Origin of the sequence: Psychrobacillus sp. FSL H8-0487 (genome assembly GCF_038008385.1) — a bacterium.
GTDB classification, from domain to species: Bacteria; Bacillota; Bacilli; order Bacillales_A; family Planococcaceae; genus Psychrobacillus; species Psychrobacillus psychrotolerans.
In genome coordinates this window covers 3,523,380-3,540,699 of the sequence record NZ_JBBOZA010000001.1, presented here as the reverse complement: position 1 = coordinate 3,540,699, position 17,320 = coordinate 3,523,380, and the positions used below count along the sequence as shown (strand labels likewise).

Annotated in this window: 17 protein-coding genes, 2 riboswitches and 2 other annotated features; of the genes, 10 read left to right on the top strand and 7 right to left on the bottom strand. The window is 37.6% G+C overall.

All coding sequences use genetic code 11. The features are described from left to right. Positions 1–157: 157 nt before the first annotated feature. Positions 158–937: an enoyl-ACP reductase FabI gene (gene fabI, locus MHI47_RS18030; RefSeq protein WP_340831768.1), complete on the top strand. Its 780-nt coding sequence runs from the start codon at positions 158–160 to the stop codon at positions 935–937. 289 nt (positions 938–1,226) lie between these two features. Here fabI and MHI47_RS18025 read toward each other — a convergent pair whose 3' ends face one another. The 5 genes from MHI47_RS18025 to MHI47_RS18005 form a co-directional block, all read right to left on the bottom strand. Beyond that, positions 1,227–1,982, bottom strand: coding sequence for an amino acid ABC transporter ATP-binding protein (locus MHI47_RS18025; protein ID WP_340763898.1), 756 nt, complete (start codon positions 1,980–1,982; stop codon positions 1,227–1,229). Between the two features lie 13 nt (positions 1,983–1,995). Then, positions 1,996–2,709: an amino acid ABC transporter permease gene (locus tag MHI47_RS18020; protein WP_340763896.1), complete on the bottom strand. Its 714-nt coding sequence runs from the start codon at positions 2,707–2,709 to the stop codon at positions 1,996–1,998. 12 nt (positions 2,710–2,721) lie between these two features. Next, positions 2,722–3,429: an amino acid ABC transporter permease gene (locus MHI47_RS18015; protein ID WP_340831766.1), complete on the bottom strand. Its 708-nt coding sequence runs from the start codon at positions 3,427–3,429 to the stop codon at positions 2,722–2,724. A gap of 81 nt (positions 3,430–3,510) precedes the next feature. Further along, the gene (locus MHI47_RS18010) at positions 3,511–4,362 is read right to left on the bottom strand and encodes a transporter substrate-binding domain-containing protein (protein WP_340831764.1); all 852 of its coding nucleotides are present in this window, start codon (positions 4,360–4,362) and stop codon (positions 3,511–3,513) included. 19 nt (positions 4,363–4,381) lie between these two features. Then, positions 4,382–5,545, bottom strand: a complete 1,164-nt coding sequence (locus MHI47_RS18005; RefSeq protein WP_340831762.1) for an acyl-CoA dehydrogenase family protein — start codon at positions 5,543–5,545, stop codon at positions 4,382–4,384. 103 nt (positions 5,546–5,648) lie between these two features. Beyond that, positions 5,649–5,748, bottom strand: a riboswitch (SAM riboswitch). A gap of 162 nt (positions 5,749–5,910) precedes the next feature. On the opposite strand from MHI47_RS18005, the gene MHI47_RS18000 reads away from it, so the two are divergent. The 4 genes from MHI47_RS18000 (at position 5,911) to MHI47_RS17985 (ending at position 12,102) form a co-directional block, all read left to right on the top strand. Further along, entirely contained in the window at positions 5,911–7,947 is a 2,037-nt protein-coding gene (locus MHI47_RS18000) for a catalase (protein WP_340831760.1), read from the top strand. A 197-nt stretch (positions 7,948–8,144) separates the two neighbouring features. Then, positions 8,145–9,485, top strand: coding sequence for an FAD-dependent oxidoreductase (locus MHI47_RS17995; protein ID WP_340831758.1), 1,341 nt, complete (start codon positions 8,145–8,147; stop codon positions 9,483–9,485). A 53-nt stretch (positions 9,486–9,538) separates the two neighbouring features. Then, positions 9,539–9,764: a binding site (T-box leader), on the top strand. Positions 9,765–9,801: 37 nt separating this feature from the next. Then, positions 9,802–10,027: a binding site (T-box leader), on the top strand. A gap of 5 nt (positions 10,028–10,032) precedes the next feature. Next, on the top strand, positions 10,033–11,280 hold the full coding sequence (thrS, locus tag MHI47_RS17990) for a threonine--tRNA ligase (RefSeq protein WP_445678302.1): 1,248 nt from the start codon (positions 10,033–10,035) through the stop codon (positions 11,278–11,280). 72 nt (positions 11,281–11,352) lie between these two features. After that, positions 11,353–12,102: a GNAT family N-acetyltransferase gene (locus MHI47_RS17985; RefSeq protein ID WP_340831756.1), complete on the top strand. Its 750-nt coding sequence runs from the start codon at positions 11,353–11,355 to the stop codon at positions 12,100–12,102. A gap of 10 nt (positions 12,103–12,112) precedes the next feature. Here MHI47_RS17985 and MHI47_RS17980 read toward each other — a convergent pair whose 3' ends face one another. Continuing rightward, the gene (locus MHI47_RS17980; protein ID WP_340831753.1) at positions 12,113–12,961 is read right to left on the bottom strand and encodes a DegV family protein; all 849 of its coding nucleotides are present in this window, start codon (positions 12,959–12,961) and stop codon (positions 12,113–12,115) included. A gap of 222 nt (positions 12,962–13,183) precedes the next feature. Between MHI47_RS17980 and MHI47_RS17975 the strand changes: the two genes are divergently transcribed. The 3 genes from MHI47_RS17975 to MHI47_RS17965 are packed head-to-tail and all read left to right on the top strand — an operon-like array spanning position 13,184 to position 14,891. Continuing rightward, a complete protein-coding gene (locus MHI47_RS17975) occupies positions 13,184–13,690 on the top strand; it encodes a GNAT family N-acetyltransferase (protein WP_340831751.1) in 507 nt (168 codons plus the stop codon). Between the two features lie 54 nt (positions 13,691–13,744). Beyond that, complete coding sequence (locus MHI47_RS17970) at positions 13,745–14,563, top strand: class I SAM-dependent methyltransferase (protein ID WP_340831750.1); 819 nt, start codon at positions 13,745–13,747, stop codon at positions 14,561–14,563. Between the two features lies 1 nt (position 14,564). Beyond that, on the top strand, positions 14,565–14,891 hold the full coding sequence (locus MHI47_RS17965) for a nucleotide pyrophosphohydrolase (RefSeq protein WP_340831747.1): 327 nt from the start codon (positions 14,565–14,567) through the stop codon (positions 14,889–14,891). 4 nt (positions 14,892–14,895) lie between these two features. Here the strand turns inward: MHI47_RS17965 and MHI47_RS17960 are convergent, their stop codons facing one another. Beyond that, entirely contained in the window at positions 14,896–15,366 is a 471-nt protein-coding gene (locus tag MHI47_RS17960; protein ID WP_093537430.1) for a VanZ family protein, read from the bottom strand. Between the two features lie 93 nt (positions 15,367–15,459). Further along, positions 15,460–15,647, top strand: a riboswitch (cobalamin riboswitch). Positions 15,648–15,816: 169 nt separating this feature from the next. Between MHI47_RS17960 and MHI47_RS17955 the strand changes: the two genes are divergently transcribed. Together MHI47_RS17955 and MHI47_RS17950 are read left to right on the top strand one after the other, a co-directional pair. After that, positions 15,817–16,356 (top strand): hypothetical protein, encoded by a 540-nt coding sequence (locus MHI47_RS17955; RefSeq protein WP_340831746.1) that lies wholly within the window; start codon positions 15,817–15,819, stop codon positions 16,354–16,356. 4 nt (positions 16,357–16,360) lie between these two features. Then, positions 16,361–17,305, top strand: coding sequence for an ABC transporter substrate-binding protein (locus MHI47_RS17950; protein ID WP_340831745.1), 945 nt, complete (start codon positions 16,361–16,363; stop codon positions 17,303–17,305). Positions 17,306–17,320 lie beyond the last annotated feature (15 nt).

Sequence of the window (17,320 nt, the reverse complement as noted above, 5' to 3'; positions counted from 1 at the left end):
AACTATTTTTTCTGAGATAGTTGGTTTTTTGATGTGTAATTAAGTCCAAAAACACAAAATGATTTAATACAAAAAGAAGGATTTATGTTATTATTAAAATAATAACCAGGTACTAATAACAGGTATAATATACTAGGATAATAATTTGGAGGTATTTATGAGAGACTTAATTCAACTAAAAGACAAAAATATTGTTGTTATGGGCGTGGCCAATGAACGTAGTATTGCATGGGGAGTGGCGAAGTCATTATTCGAAGTGGGCGCAAATGTTATATTTACTTACCGTAAAGAACGTTCCCTTGGAAAAATTGAAAAGTTACTGAAGGATAATAATTTAGAGGCAAAACTAGTAGTAGAGTGTGATGTAAATAGCGATGATAGTATTAAATCGGCGTTCGGGCAAATTGGATCAGATGTTGGAGTGATCCATGGCGTAGTACATTCTGTTGCTTTTGCGCACGCAGAAGATTTAAAAGGGGACTTTTTACAAACTTCAAGAGAAGGCTATGCTTTCGCACAAGATACAAGTGCGTATTCACTTATTGCTGCAGCGAGAGAAGCAACACCCTTTATGACTGAAGGTGGATCTATCGTAACAATGACATATTTAGGGGCAGAACGAGTACTAGAGGGATACAATGTAATGGGAATCGCAAAAGCATCTCTGGAAGCATCTGTTAAGTACTTGGCATTAGACCTAGGGAAAAACAATGTGCGTATAAATGCTGTTTCAGCAGGAGCGATTAGAACATTAGCGGCAAAAGGGATATCTTCTTTTAATACAATTTTGCACCAAATTGAAGAGAAGGCTCCTTTAAAACGGAATGTCACGCAGCAAGAGGTAGGAGATATGACAGTGGCATTATTAAGTAACTTATCCAGCGGTGTAACAGGTGAGGTCATCTTCGTAGATTCTGGCTACAATATTATGGGTTAATTTGATATTCATAAAATCGGTGAAAGATGACCTGGTCATTTTTCACCGATTTTTTTGAAGATTAAGAAAGTATATAAAAATACAGCATGAACATTAGATTTGTAGAACATTTAAGCATTTCAATCCAAACAATTAAGTGAGTAGTACTTAACTATGAGATATTGCATAGCCTCTCGCTTAGATAATAAGCGGCTGAAGCCGTGCCCACGGAAAGCGTCCGCTTAGAGCGGAAGTCAATGGCATATCTACGTATTTGTTTTTAAAGGACTGCCTGATTTTTCTTGTTGTCCTAAATATAAAATGTGTAATCTTCAGGTAACACTCGTTTTAAGAATTTCTTCGTGCGTTCTTCTTTAGGGCTCACGAAAATATCATGAGGAGAACCTTCTTCCACTACTACTCCGCCGTCCATAAAAATAACCCGGTTAGCTACATCCTTTGCGAAGGACATTTCATGGGTCACCACTAACATGGTCGTTCCTTCCTTAGCAATATTTTTCATCACTGTCAGTACTTCGCCAACCAATTCTGGATCTAATGCAGAAGTAGGTTCGTCAAAGAGAATAATATCGGGATTTAAGGCTACGGCTCGTGCAATTCCAACGCGCTGCTGTTGTCCGCCAGAAAGTTGACTCGGATAGGAATCATATTTGTCTGATAAACCTACTTTGTCTAAAGCTTTTTTCCCAATACCAATTGCATCGGCTTTAGGTACTCTTCGACCGACGATGAGTCCTTCTGTTACGTTTTCTAATGCTGTTTTATTGTTAAATAAATTATAATTCTGAAAAACGAAGGCTGTTTTTTGTCTGATTGTGTGTATATCTCTTTTTGAGGCACCGTGCAAATTGACCTTTAAATCGCCAAAAACAGCCTGACCGCTGTCTGCTTTTTCCAAGAAGTTAATACAGCGTAATAACGTCGTTTTTCCAGAGCCACTAGGACCAAGAATGACTACTACATCTCCTTTATCAATGGATAGGTCGACTCCTTTTAATATCTCATTGTTTCCAAATGATTTATGGATATCATTAATTTTTAACATTCACTCATCCTCCTTATGCACTCACGTATTTGTATCTGCGTAGTCGTTTTTCATATATTTTGAACCCGTATTCTACAAGGCTGCACAAAATAATATATACAAGGAAAATATCTATATAAGCTTCCACATAGTTATAACCTACGTTTGCCGCTACTTTTGCCTTTAATGTAATTTCCTGTAAGGACATTGCATAGCCAAGTGATGTAGCTTTTATCAAATTCACGGTAGCAGTACAAATATTAGGTAGAGCTACGACTAGCGCTTGAGGAATTACGATACGGTGGTAGGCATGGAAATTTGAAAGACCAACTGATTGGGCCGCTTCTAGTTGTCCTTTATTGACCGTACTTAAAGCAGATCTAAATACTTCTATCAATATAGCAGTAGTGCTGAAAGAGAATACGATAAACGCGTACCAAATAGGGTTGATATTGTAGACATTTATATTGATATTATACTTTTCGAAAAATAGGGAAAGTATTAAGGGTACGCTTGCATAAACGATGAAAATTTGAATAATGATCGGTGTTCCTCTAACGAAGGAAACATATATTCTGGAGAACCAGTTCAATACGGGTACTTGGTTGATACGTGTTAATGCCAATAAAAAACCTAAAGGTAATGCGATAAGCAAAGCAACAATTGTTACGAGAAGTGTTATTGGGACACCGGATAATGCGATGAAAAATGTATCAATTAAAAACGTATAATTTAAACCTTCCGACATTATTTACACTCCTTAGTTCGTATTAATTGTTTGCTTTCCCTTACTAAAAACCTTTTCAAGCTTTCCAAAAAATTTCTCGATTAGTATAGAGATGACCCAATACACAATAGCAAGAGCGATGAAAATTTCTAATGCATGGGTATTGTAGTTCGCTGCTATGATTAGGTTTGCTTTCCCAACTATATCGATTAGCCCGATGGTATATGCAAGAGACCCTTCTTGAAGTAATGCGATAAGTCCATTTCCAAAGTTAGGAAGTGCGACAACCAATGCTTGCGGAAAAATAATTCGTCTATACGATTGAAATGGACTTAACCCAACGCTAACGGCGGCTTCAAATTGTCCTTTTTCAATAGATTCGAAGGCAGATCTAATAACTTCCGACATAATCGCAGCGAATTGAAGGGTAAAGGTAATAACTACAAATACTGCTGTATTTAAATCATGTAAATATAACCCGAAGTTGTCTGCTAAGGCAGGAACGCCATAATATACTAAAAATAGTAAGACGATAGATGGAGTGCATCTTAAAATCGTCGTATAAAAAAGCGCTGTTTTTTGAGCAATTTTATTCTTTCCAAGTTTCATCACAGCAAGGATTAACCCGAGAAAAGTCCCGAAAATAATGGATAATCCAGCAACCATAAAAGTTACTTTTAAGAACGGAAGCAATATAGGAAGTGAGCTCCATATGTACGATACATCAAAATATTTTTCCATATTGTGCAATATTCCTCCCTTTTAAATTTGAAAGGCTGCCCAGGTATCCAACGCTAGGCAGCCTTGATGGAAATACGAAGTTTATCTTTCTACTTTATCTAACACCTCAAAAAGGTCTCGACCGTAGAACTCTTTACTAAGTTCATTTGTTTTCTTTTCTTCTTGCAACTGTTTAATAGCTTTGTCATACGCATTTGCAAAGTCTTGTTCTTTTTTATTGAATAAAGGCCATGTTTTAATCACTGCAAATTCATTGTAAACAACTTCATCTTTTAGATTATAGTAAGGGCCGCTTTCATCTAATACTTGTTTTTGGAATGGTCCTTCGATTATTACTCCGCCGTCCACGCGACCCTCATTGACCCATTGGACTACATCCACTGTGAAAGCATCTCCGGCATCTAGTTTGACTGGATTATCTGGGTTGGTCTTGTTATATTCGTCAATTACTGTATATTGCGCATTATTTGCCGCAATAGGGGCTAAAGAGTAGCCGGCAGAGGCAAAATCCTCTAATGATTTAATATGCTCATTTTCCTTTTTCAATACAAGACCGGCACTGCTCAGACCTAGGAAATCTTTAGGGAAAATAAACTTCTCGGTGCGTTCCTCTGTCCAAAATGCATTTTTTACACCTACTTGAAATTTACCTTGTTCCACACCGATTAATAGATCATCGCTTGTCGTTCCTATATATTCAAATTCGTATTCAGGAAGTAGTTCATCTACTAATTTCATAACTTCTACATCGTATCCCGTAGCATTTCCTTTATCATCTAACCAAGAGATAGGCTTAGAAGCCATGTCATAAGCTACTTTTACTTTTCGAACATCTCCATCTTCTGAAGTTGTTGAAGCCTTTCCAGAACTACATGCAGCTAAAATTGTCACGGAGGCTAACCCTAATGCAGCCAATTTAAAGTACTTATTCATATCTAATCTCCTCATTTCACTATTTTTTATTGTTATCTTCCTCTAACGCAGTCAGTGCAAGTTTTTTTATCGTCATATCATCCATAGGGGGATTATGGAGTCCTGCTCGAACATCGCGGTAATAACGTTGCAATGGGTTTGTTCTTTGTAAGCTTTTGGCACCAACTAATCGCATCGCTTTGTCGACAATAGTGATTGCTGAATTAGTAACGATATGCTTTGCCACGCTTACTTCGTTGGTTAGAAGTTCTTTTGTAGATTCATTGTCATAAGAGGACGCAACTCCGTAAATGACGAGTCTAGCCTTCGTAAGCTCTAAATCTATTTCACCTAGTAGCTGCTGCACGTTTGGTAGCTGTGCAATAGAGCCATTCAAGCTATTGGGTGAATGGGTATTAGCAAAGTGGACTGCATAGTCTCTTGCAGCCTGTGCAATTCCAAGATAAGTTGCAGGTATATGAAGCAGCCAACCATTGATCTTCCCGCCACTAGCGAATTCAGGAAGCTCTACTAAATTGGATTTATGAACGGTTACATTGCTTAGTACTAAATCATTGCTGCTAGTTCCACGCATGGAAACTACATCCCACGTTTCCTCAATGGAAAGCCCCTCCGTATCACGAGGTATAAGGAAAAAACCAATTCTTTCTTCTTCCTTAATCCAAGCAGATGTTAAAAAGTAGGATAGTACGGGGGAAGCGGTTGTGAATATTTTACGTCCGTTTAGTACCCAAGAATCTCCCTTTTTAATAGCGGTAGTACCAGGTCTGCCACCTCGTGTTGGACTACCTGTTTGTGCTTCACTGACGGAACGATTTATGAGTGCACCATTTAATACTTCTGTAGCGAAAAAGTCTAATCTTTCCTGTGTCCATAATTTTTTTTCGTATAGTTCGCCTACTACGCCTAAACTCCACCCTACCGATAAGGCAGTATTTGCATCAAAGCTAGCAAGAATTTCCTGTGAAAGAACCATATCGTAGACAGAAAAACCTTTGCCCCCATACGATTCCGGTAGAGTTAGACTTGCATAACCTAGTTTCAATAAATCCTCCACATTTTCTTTTGGGAAAATAGAATTCTCGTCTATATCTGCTGATTTGCTTTTAAATTTGTCTTCTAATTCTTCCAAACGATTAATCCATTGCTGCTGTTTTTCTGTTTTGATGTATAAATTTATCACAGTTGCTATCTCCTTTAATTTAAATTATTCCGATTAGTTAAGTGGGTATTAAGAGGAAATAAAAAACCCATCTCAAAATGAGAAGAGTAAGTGGTTAAATAAATACTTATCTCTCAATTTCTTGCTGGAAGTAGCACCATACCATAGCTTTGGCGGTTGCTGAAGCATCATCGGACCAGTCCCTTCGCTTCTCTTAATAAGTAGTATGTAGTTGTTTAAATAATCTTACTACTTCATCTAGGTGAAGTCAATAGTAATTCATATTGCTTTAATAGGATTTAAATATGTAATTGAATTTATAGGTTTTTTAGAAAGTCATCCTGGGTATTAACAATAGGGAAGAGATAATTAGAGGAGGAATTTGTTTGGATAAGAAAGTAGCTGGAAATAGTAAAAATGAACAATTAGAAGAATTTCGAGTGGACGATCAAGGACAAGCAATGACTACAAATCAAGGACTTAAAGTTTCGGAGGATGAGTTTTCCCTTAAAGCAGGAGAACGAGGCCCTACTTTAATGGAAGACTTCCATTTTCGTGAAAAAATGACTCATTTTGATCATGAACGTATACCAGAAAGAGTAGTACATGCTAGAGGTTATGCGGCTCATGGGGAGTTTGAGGTATATGAATCTGCAAGTGAATTTACAAAAGCGAAGTTCTTGCAAACACCGGGTAAAAAGACTCCTGTATTCGTGAGGTTCTCCACTGTGGCAGGATCACGTGGTTCTGGAGAGTTAGCACGCGATGCTCGTGGCTTTGCAACGAAATTTTATACGGAAGAAGGAAATTATGATTTAGTAGCAAATAATATTCCTGTCTTTTTCATACAAGATGCTATTAAATTTCCAGACCTAGTACATGCTTTAAAACCAGAGCCCCATAATGAAATTCCACAAGCGGCTAGTGCTCATGATACATTTTGGGATTTTGTTGCCAACAATCAGGAGTCAGCACATATGGTCATGTGGACAATGTCTGATCGTGCCATTCCTCGTAGTTTCCGAATGATGGAAGGGTTCGGTGTAAATACATTCCGTTTCGTTAATGATGCGGGTAAATCCCATTTTGTGAAGTTTCATTGGAAGCCGTTGCTTGGTACCCACTCAGTTGTATGGGATGAAGCGCAAAAGATAAATGGGAAAGATCCAGACTTTCACCGTCGCGACCTATATGAGGCGATTGAGAATGGGGACTATCCAGAGTATGAATTCGGCGTACAACTTATCGCAGAGGAAGATGAGTTTAAATATGACTTTGATATTTTAGACCCTACTAAACTATGGCCTGAGGAAGAAATCCCAGTTAAAATTCTAGGGAAAATGACATTAAATCGCAATGTAGATAATGTATTTGCTGAAACCGAGCAAGTAGCATTCCATCCAGGGAGTGTTGTACCGGGAATTGATTTCTCTAATGATCCTCTACTTCAAGGGCGATTATTCTCATATACAGATACACAATTAATACGTCTTGGAGGACCTAATTTCCATGAGCTTCCGATAAACAGACCAGTTTGCCCATTCCATAACAACCAACGTGACGGATATGGTAGACAATCGATTAATGTAGGAAGAGTGAGCTACCATAAAAACTCTCTTGCTAACAATACTCCAACACCTGTTAGCGAAGCGGAAGGTGGATACACGCATTATGAGGAAAAAATAGATGCGCGTAAAGTTAGAGCGCGAAGTGAGAGTTTCAAAGATCACTTCACTCAGGCTACATTATTCTGGAATAGTATGAGCGATACAGAAAAAGAACATATCATTAATGCATTTAGCTTTGAACTTGGTAAATGTAAGGAACTTACTGTTCGTCAGCAAGTATTAGAGATGTTTGCACAAGTAGATTTGGATCTAGCGAGTAAGGTAGCAGAAAACCTAGGACTAGTAGTGCAAGGTGTAAGTACTGCAACGAATACTAAGTCTTCTCCAGCACTTAGTCAGTTAAATACTATTATGAAACCTCAGACACGAAAAATTGCTGTTTTAGTCGGAGAAGGATTTGAAGAGGATTTACCTACGATTCTAGCAGACTTAAAAGCAGGCGGAACAATGCCTGAAATAGTGAGTGATCATCATGGATCTGTTGCTGGAGCGGATGGCACACTGTTACCAGTTGACCATACTTTCTTAACTGCTGATTCTGTATTATTTGATGCAGTATATGTAGCAAGTTCACATGGCAAAACGGCCATGTTTGAAAAAGAGGCTTCGTACTTCATTAAGGAAGCATATGCCCATTTTAAACCGATTGGTGCTACATTTAGTGGAGAGCAACTAGTTGATAATCTGCACTTCACTGGTCAGGCTGGTGTTCTCACTAAAGAAACTGGTAAAGGCTTTGTTGATAGTTTCTTAAATGCTATTGCTGCCCATCGTTTCTGGAATAGAGTAGTATAAACAATTATTTTGGGCATGTCCTATTAGGGCATGCCTTTTTTACATAGAATGAGAGAATAAGATAATGAAGAACTTTTAGAAGGAAATAAAAAGAAAAATTTTAAGTGTATAACAAACATAGCTATTCACTAATACTTGAAGGGAAGTTATTGTTGGGTATAGAAAGAGTAATAAGGAAAGTCAAAGGAGGAAACTTCATGCACTACGTAATAATAGGTGGAGACGCTGCGGGGATGAGTGCGGCAATGGAAATTGTACGTAATGATCCTGACGCTCGAATTACGACATTGGAAAAAGGACATATTTATTCCTATGGACAGTGTGGTTTACCCTATGTAGTAGGAAAACAAGTAGTATCTTCAACGGACGTTATAGCACGAAGTGTAGAAATGTTCCGTAGTAAATACGGAATTGATGCAAAAACAGGATATGAAGTGACCAATGTGGACCCTAACAATAAAACAGTGTCAGGGAATATTCTGCAAACGAGAGATAATTTCATCTTAAGCTATGACCGCTTGCTTATTGCGACGGGTGCTACTCCAGTTGTTCCTAATTGGAACGGTGGGCATTTGTTAGGGATTCATACGATTAAAACCATTCCAAATACAGAGGAAATTATCGCGGATTTAGAAAATGTTCAACAAGTTACTATAATTGGTGGAGGATATATTGGACTAGAAATGGCCGAAAACTTTGCTAGTATTGGAAAAAAAGTACGTATTATACAAAGAGGAGATCAGCTAGCCGGTATATTTGATCACGATATAGCATGTTTCATACATGAACATGCAAAGGCTCATAATGTAGAAGTGATATTAAATGAAGAGGTTCAATCTTTCACGGGAGATACGAGAGTAAGTGATGTGAGGACAGATAAAGGAAGTTACCCTACCGATTTAGTTTTAGTTGCCACAGGGGTTAAACCTACAACGGGTTTTTTAGAGGGGACTGGCATTCAATTGCACCATAATGGAGCGATTGTAGTAAATAATTTTTTAAAAACGAATTTGGACGATATCTACGCAGCAGGAGATTGTGCAAGTCATTTTCATCGTATTAAACAACTGAATGATTATATTCCTTTAGGAACAACTGCTAATAAACAAGGGCGAATCGCTGGATTAAATATGATAGGTCAAAGGAATGAATTTAAAGGAATTGTTGGCACATCCATCATGAAATTTTTTGATTTGGCTCTTGGAAAAACTGGGTTGTCTGAGAAAGAAGCGGAGCAGCTCGGTATTTCCTATGACGTGCATACGCAGGAAGCCACGGACATTGCAGGGTATTATCCAGGTAAGGAAACGATGCATATGAAATTGATTTACAGGAAGGATAACCAACAAATTTTAGGGGGTCAAATTATTGGAGGAAATGGTGTAGATAAAAGGATTGATGTATTAGCAACTGCACTTTATCACCATATGACCTTTTCCGAGTTATTGGATCTTGATCTTGCATATGCCCCACCATTTAATGGGGTTTGGGATCCCCTGCAGCAAATGGCAAAGCGAAGTACTACCCAAAAAATATAACAGTAATGTTGACTATTTGAATTTTGTTGCATATACTTAGAAAAATCAATTAGTAACAAGCGAAGAAAAGGACATGGATCATTTAAATACTTCTTATCAGAGAATGGGGTCGCCGACTGAAAGCCCTTAAAGAAATGCAAATGATTTACCACCTTGGAGCAATTATGGGGAACACATTTATGTAATTATCCATAATCGGGAAACCGTTATCTTACATGAGCGCAACAGAATTTTTATGTTGCAAATTAGGGTGGAACCACGACCACACTCGTCCCTTTACCGGGATGGGTGTGGTCTTTTTGTATATAAATTTAATATTCAAGCGAAGAAAAGGATATGAATTGTTTTAACTTTCTTATCAGAGAATGGGGTCACCGACTGAAAGCCCTTAAAGAAATGCAAATGATTTACCACCTTGGAGCAATTATGGGGAACACATTTATGTAATTATCCATAATCGGGAAACCGTTATCTTGTATGAGCGCAACAGATTTTTTTGTGTTGCAAATTAGGGTGGAACCACGACCACACTCGTCCCTTTACTGGGATGGGTGTGGTCTTTTTTGTTAGGAGAAAAATAGTAAATGGAGGAATTAAAGTGAAAGCAGAAGAAAGAGTAAGTCATCAAAATTTAGGGCAACAATTAGAATTGTTCATGTCGATGGAGGAAGCACCAGGAATGCCGTTTTATTTACCAAAAGGGATGATACTGCGCAACGAACTGGAAAACCTGTGGAGAGAAAAGCATCAACGAGCAGAATATCAAGAGATTAAAACTCCAATTCTGATGAAACAGGAGCTTTGGGAAAAATCAGGGCATTGGGATCACTATCATGAAAATATGTATTTTGCAGAGGTAGATGACCAAAAATATGCGATTAAACCAATGAATTGCCCTGGAGCTGTTTTAATCTTCAATAGCAAACGAAGAAGCTATAGGGAGCTTCCGGTTCGATATGCAGAACTTGGATTAGTCCACCGCCATGAACTCTCTGGATCATTGAATGGATTACTACGAGTCAGGGCTTTCACTCAGGATGATGCTCATCTGTTTGTATTGGAGGAGCAGATTGAAAGTGAGATAGCGAAGGTACTAGACCTTGTGGATGAGTTTTACTCGGAGTTCGGCTTTAGCTATAAAGTAGAGCTATCCACTCGACCAGAAAATTATATGGGATCAGTAGAGGTTTGGGATCAAGCAGAGCAAGCGTTGGAAGCAGTTCTTCAGAATAAGCAGGTAGAATATCAGGTAAACGAAGGGGATGGAGCATTTTATGGTCCGAAAATCGATTTTCATATATTAGATGCATTGGGACGTAGCTGGCAGTGCGGTACTGTTCAACTAGACTTTCAAATGCCTGAAAAGTTTGACTGTAAGTACGTCGACGAACACAATCAATTGCGACAACCCATTATGATTCATCGTGCAATTTACGGTTCTATTGAGCGATTCATGGCTATTCTATTGGAGCACTATCAAGGTAGCTTTCCGCTGTGGTTATCTCCGGTTCAAGTTAAAATATTACCAATTGCCGATGCACATAAAGAGTATGCAGAGAACGTAAAGTGGCAACTTGAGCAAGATGGGTATCGAGTAGAGATAGACAATCGGGTAGAGAAAATCGGATTGAAAATTCGTGAAGCTGCAATGCAAAAACATCCGTATATGCTCATTATTGGGGATCATGAAATGGAAAATGGCGCAGTTTCTGTTCGACAACATAAAGTAGGTGTTTTGGGAGAAATGAGTGTTTCAGCATTTATAGAGAAATTAAAAGAGGCTAGGAAAGGGTGAAATATTAAATATTGTCATACTAAAAGGATTTTCGGCTATATATAACGAATGAAACTCTATGGAGGTCGTATAATGGCAAAATGGATGTTATTGTTTGCGGGATTCGCTATTATAGTTGGAAATGCATCGGGAATATATTCAATGTATCAGCCAAAGGTGGGGCCAATTGGGAATGGAGAAATTGCCAATTATGTCTGGGTCAGTATTATTTTCAGTACGTTAGCTGGTGTAATAGCAATTGCCCAATTTGTAGCTTTACTTATCCATGATAATCATAAAAAAAGATTTCCAACATTAGAAACAGAACGATTTATATTACGCCCCATTGAAATTAGTGACGCAAAAGAGGTTTTCTATTATTTTTCAAAAGATGAGGTTACGAAGTATTATGATTTGGACACATTTAAAGATGTTAAAGAAGCAAAGGCATTAATAGGGAATTGGCAAAAGAAATATCAAAAAAAAGAGGGGATTCGCTGGGGGATAGCTACGAAGGAAGAGAATAAGATTATCGGTAGTTGTGGATATCATAATTGGGAAAAGAAACACTTTAAAGCAGAGATTGGTTTTGAAGTGGCACCAGAGTTTTGGCGTAAAGGCATTATGATAGAGGTGTTACAGCCCATTTTACGTTACGGTTTCGAGTTAATGGATTTAAATCGTATTGAAGCTCTCTTTGCTCCTGATAATATAGCATGTAAAAAAACACTAGAAAAAGCTGGTTTTGTTTATGAAGGTACTTTTCGAAAATCTGCGTTTGAAAAAGGCCGCTTTTGTGATGAGGCAATTTGTTCCTTATTAAAAAAAGAGTTTGTGCAGTAGCACAAACTCATTAATATCTAACCCAGCTAAGTCCTGTTGTTCCTTCTCCAGCATGTACTCCTACACAAGCGCTAAGGGGAAGAACGATCACTTTTAGTTTAGGGAATTCTTGTAGCAATTCTTCTTTCCAAGTTCTAGCATCGGTCGTATTATTGCAGTTAATAACCGCAACCTCTGGAACATTGGATATTTTCATGTCTTTACGAAGTAAGTTCATTACATATTTCTTAGCTCGCTTATCTGCACGAACCTTTTCTTTCATTACGACTTTGCCGTTATCGAAAGAAATGACTACTTTTATATTTAGAAGATTACTTAGAAAAGCTTGGGTACCTGAAACACGACCGCTTTTATGAAGTTGCGTTAAACTAGATGGAATAAAGGATAACTCGGAGTTATTTGTCATATTTTCAATGTGAGTAACTACTTCCTCTATGTCATGATTTGCTTCTATCATATGCTTGCCGACTTCTAACATTTTGACCATTGGATAAGATCCTATTTTAGAGTCAATTGAATACACTTTAAAATTTGCTATTTTTGAAGCAGTTTGTGAGGTATTATAGGTTCCTGATAATTCACTGGATGTGTGTACTGCAACGGCACAGTCGTATCCTTTTGCTTTTAAATCTTCATATAATTGCACCATCTCTCCAATTGGAGGTTGAGAAGTTTTTGGATGAATTTTTGCTGTGCGTAACTTGTCATAAAATTCGTCGTGAGTCATATCAATTGTTTCTTTAAAAGCACCATCTTCAAATACGATATTTAAGGGAAGGACATATATATTATGTTTTTCAATGAAAGTTGAATCTAATAAAGCGGCAGTATCAGTAATCCAAGCAACTTTTTTCTTCATAATGTAGAACTCCTTTTTGTGCAATCTTATTAGTGCTAATTTACATTAGACATTATATTAGCAATAGTGTTATATGTCATGTTTTGTCGATATTTCGGAATCTAGTACATATTTTGAACATAATTACGTAGGAAAGTGAATTATGAAGTGGGACCTTCTACTGTAAAGAGTTATACAAGTTCATGAATTATATAATGATAGATATTGCTTGGAGGTATGAGAATGGAGTTAAGACAACTAGTAGCAAAAGACGCGAGTGCTTATTGGGAGTTAAGATTAGAAGCATTGAAAACAAGCCCAGAAGCCTTTGGTGCGAGCTATGAAGAGGCAATGCAGCGAGACAATCCAATTGAACAAGTAAAGGGGAATTTAAGCGTAAAGGGAAATTATACATTTGGGGCGTTCGATCAATCTAAATTAGTAGGAATGGTCACTCTTGCACAGGAGAGTAACTTAAAAATGAAACATCGTGCAAATATTTTCGCTATGTATGTCAGTCCAATCGGCAGGGGGCAAGGGACAGGCAAAGCACTAATGAGATTGGCCATTGAACAAGCGAGAGAGAGTGGTGAAATTGAAAAGATAAACCTCTCAGTAGTAACAAGTAATGAGGCGGCAAAGAATCTGTATCTTCAACTAGGCTTTAAAGTATTTGGGACAGAAGACATGGCATTAAAGGTTGGGGATACTTATTACGGTGAACATCATATGTCACTAATATTGAATTGAGCGGAAGGAGGAAACGAAATTAATTCTCACATCATCGAAGAAATTGTAAAATGTATGCCAATAAACGAATTTGATTCGACCATTCAGAAGGTACAGACAGAGCATCGACTAAAGCTAGTAGACTTTTGGAATATTAAAGAAGGTAGCAAAGTGCTAGAAATTGGCTGTGGACAAGGAGATACGACAGCAGTTTTGGCTTATACAGTTGGAGAGACAGGATTTGTTCATGGAATCGATATAGCTTCACCGGACTATGGCAGCCCAGTTACTTTAGGTAATTCAATGGCCTTCTTAAAGAACTCGCCCCTAGGAAATCGGATTAAGGTAAATTTTGAATTGGATATCCTTCAAGAAGAAGTGGATTTCCCTGAAAAATATTTTGATTATATTGTGCTGTCTCATTGTTCTTGGTACTTAAAATCACCCGAAGAATTCCTGGGAATGTTAAAGAAAATCAAAAAATGGACAAACGTATTATGCTTTGCCGAGTGGGACACGAGAGTTCAAACTAATGAGCAGCTTCCACACTTCTTGTCAGTACTCATCCAAGCTCAATATGAGTGCTTTGTAGAAAATAGTTTAGTTAATGTTCGAACGTTATTTACACCTAAGGACATTCAACAAATTGCGGAAAAAGCTGGTTTCGAAATTACAACGGAAAAAATTATCGACTCTACTCATCTTCAAGATGGCAAATGGGAAATAGAATATACATTAACAGATTATAAAGAATTAATCGAAGCTGCCGACCATTTACCTATCAAATATAAAGCTTTAATACAATCAGAAATGCATCTATTAGAGGAAGCAAGAAGTCAAAACAAATACACATCACTGAACACATACGCATTCACAGCAAGAATAGGAGAATAAAATGAAAGAGTTAACAGAAGAAATAAAGAGATTCCGGGACGAACGAGGTTGGGGAGGAAATCACGATGCTCGTAGTCTAGCTATTTCAGTATCATTAGAAGCAAGTGAGTTATTAGAGCATTTCCAATGGGTTACTGCAGAGGATGCGATAAAAAAAGACAAGCAGGCAATTGCTGACGAAGTAGCAGATGTATTTATTTATCTTTTGCAATTTGCTGATGTGCTCGGAATTGATTTAATAGAGGCTGCACAGCAAAAAATGAAGAAAAATGCTTTGAAATATCCATTACCTGAAGACAACACTGTACTTACAAGTGAAAAACGTTGACTCTTTATCGGTCAACGTTTTTTTGTTGGAACCATTGAAAAAATGACATTAATAATAGCGCAGTAATAGCCCCAGTTGTATCCAACAAGACATCTTGAAGAGAAGCTGTACGACCACTTGTGAAAGATTGTCGAAATTCATCGGCAACAGCAAGAAGCATAGTGATCACAACTGTTGTAATTTTACGATACTTAAATGGAGGTAACGCAATATAAATGGCTAAAGCAATGATTCCAAAATAAACAAAATGGGTACCTTTTCTTATCAAAAATTCTACAAAAGCATAGTAGCCACGCTCTTCCACAGAAACGAGAATGCCCCAGTATGGAACTTGAAAAATACGAAGAAAAGATTCTAATGGTTTGTTAGGAAGCCATGCTTTTAAGACATCTTGCATAGATTGCTGTTCAGCTGGCTGCCCTGATGCCAAAAATACAATAACAAGTAATATTAAAAGCGGGATAAGTTTTTTCATATACTGACATTAGCACAAAACTGGTGAGTTTACATGCGTGAAAATTATTGTGCCTGCTAGGGAGATGGCTATGGTAAACTAATTGTAAGTGAATAATTTTCGCAGGGAAAAGGTGCTAACTTGTTAGCTTAATTTGGGAATTCGGTTAAAATCCGAAGCTGTTTCCGCAACTGTAAATGCTGATGAAATAAGAAAAATACCACTGTTGACTAGTCAATGGGAAGGTTCTTAGAGTAAATTGATGCATAAGCCAGGAGACCAGCCTTTTCTTGAACGTATAGATACTCTTCGGAAGTTAAGGGATTGTACGGCACGTTTCTATTTTTCTGTTTTTTTATCGTTAAATAGGTATCACGCCGCCCTTATTTGGGTGGCGTTTTTTTTGTGCTGTTAACTAACAAAGTGTTATATGCTTGAAAATTCACCAATAAAAGGAAATGAGGAGAAGTAATGAAAAAAGATATTCGCTATATTTGCTATCCGTTCATGCGTGAAACACCTTCTACTGTAGATTTTGAAATCCGTACAGATTCGTTGACTACTCGTATTGGATTAGCAGCTTCTTTGACAAAGGATATACCAAAGATTTACGAGGATCTGATGTATTTGGCACCAATGGCATACCATTTAAACGGGTCTGTTCGAGGGAAGATTGCCATTACAGAAGGCGATTTACAAATTCTAAGTAATATGTACGATTTCTATGTAGAGGAAGTAAAGGGTAGAGTAGATATATTTGTACTACCACAGGGTACGACTGCAGCTTGTGAATTACATGTTTGTAGAAGTGAAGCAAAAAAGTCAGTTAGAGCTCTTCATAAAGTTTCGTTAGAAAGAGAAATTCCTGAGATTTTGTTTGACTATGCACAGTTATTAGCAAATGTGTTGTTTGCGATGGCAGTTTATGTGAACAAACATCATGGAGTGGAAGAAATTCAATTTGTCAGTAAATCATATCCAATGAGAAAAAAGAAACAACTGGAGGAATAATACTATGAAGAAAGATTATTTATTTAATTGGTTGTCGGTGCTGCTATTTTCATTCTTGCTTGTAGGGTGTTCTGCGGAAGAGAAGACAACTGTGGAAAAACAAGAGGAAGTAGTAGAAGAAGTAAAAGAGTACACAGTAACTGATGATGTAGGAAATGAAATTACATTTGAAGAAGTACCCGAAACGATTGTTTCTCTTCAACCGAGCAATACAGAGATTCTTTTTGCTTTAGGTGTAGGCGATAAAATTGTAGGAGCAACAGATTATGATACATATCCTGCAGAAGCACTCGAAATAGAGCGAGTATCTGATTCAGTTGCATTTAATGCGGAAAGAATTACAGAACTGAACCCAGATGTAGTAATAGCGTATACAATTGGCCAAGAAGAAGCATTGCAACTTCTGGAAGATACCGGATTAAAAGTCTTTGTAATTGAGTCTGCAACTTCTTTTGAAGATGTATACGGAGATATCGAGCAGTTGGCTACCGTAATGGGCATTGAAGAAAAAGGGCAAGAAGTTATTTCTTCTATTCAGGATACTATTCAAGGAGTTCAAGAAAGAGTAAAATCTGCTACCCCATTAAAAAAGGTATATTATGAAATTAGCCCATCTCCAGATATTTATACAACTGGTAGTAAAACATTCCAACAAGAAATTTTAGCAGCAGCATCGGTCGACAATGTATTTAGCGATCAAGAAGGTTGGATCAGTGTGTCAGAGGAAGATGTTACGGTCAAAAACCCAGAAATTATTTTAACAACTGCAAATTATTTAGATGATGCACCTGGAGAGATTAAATCTCGTGCAGGGTGGGACAAAATACAAGCCGTACAAAACGATTCAGTCTTTTTAGTAGATGGTGACGTTATTTCTCGACCAGGGCCTCGTATTGGTGAAGCAGTAGAATTGATTGCTAAAACAGTGTATCCTGAATTATTTCAATAAACTTAAAGCCTCGTC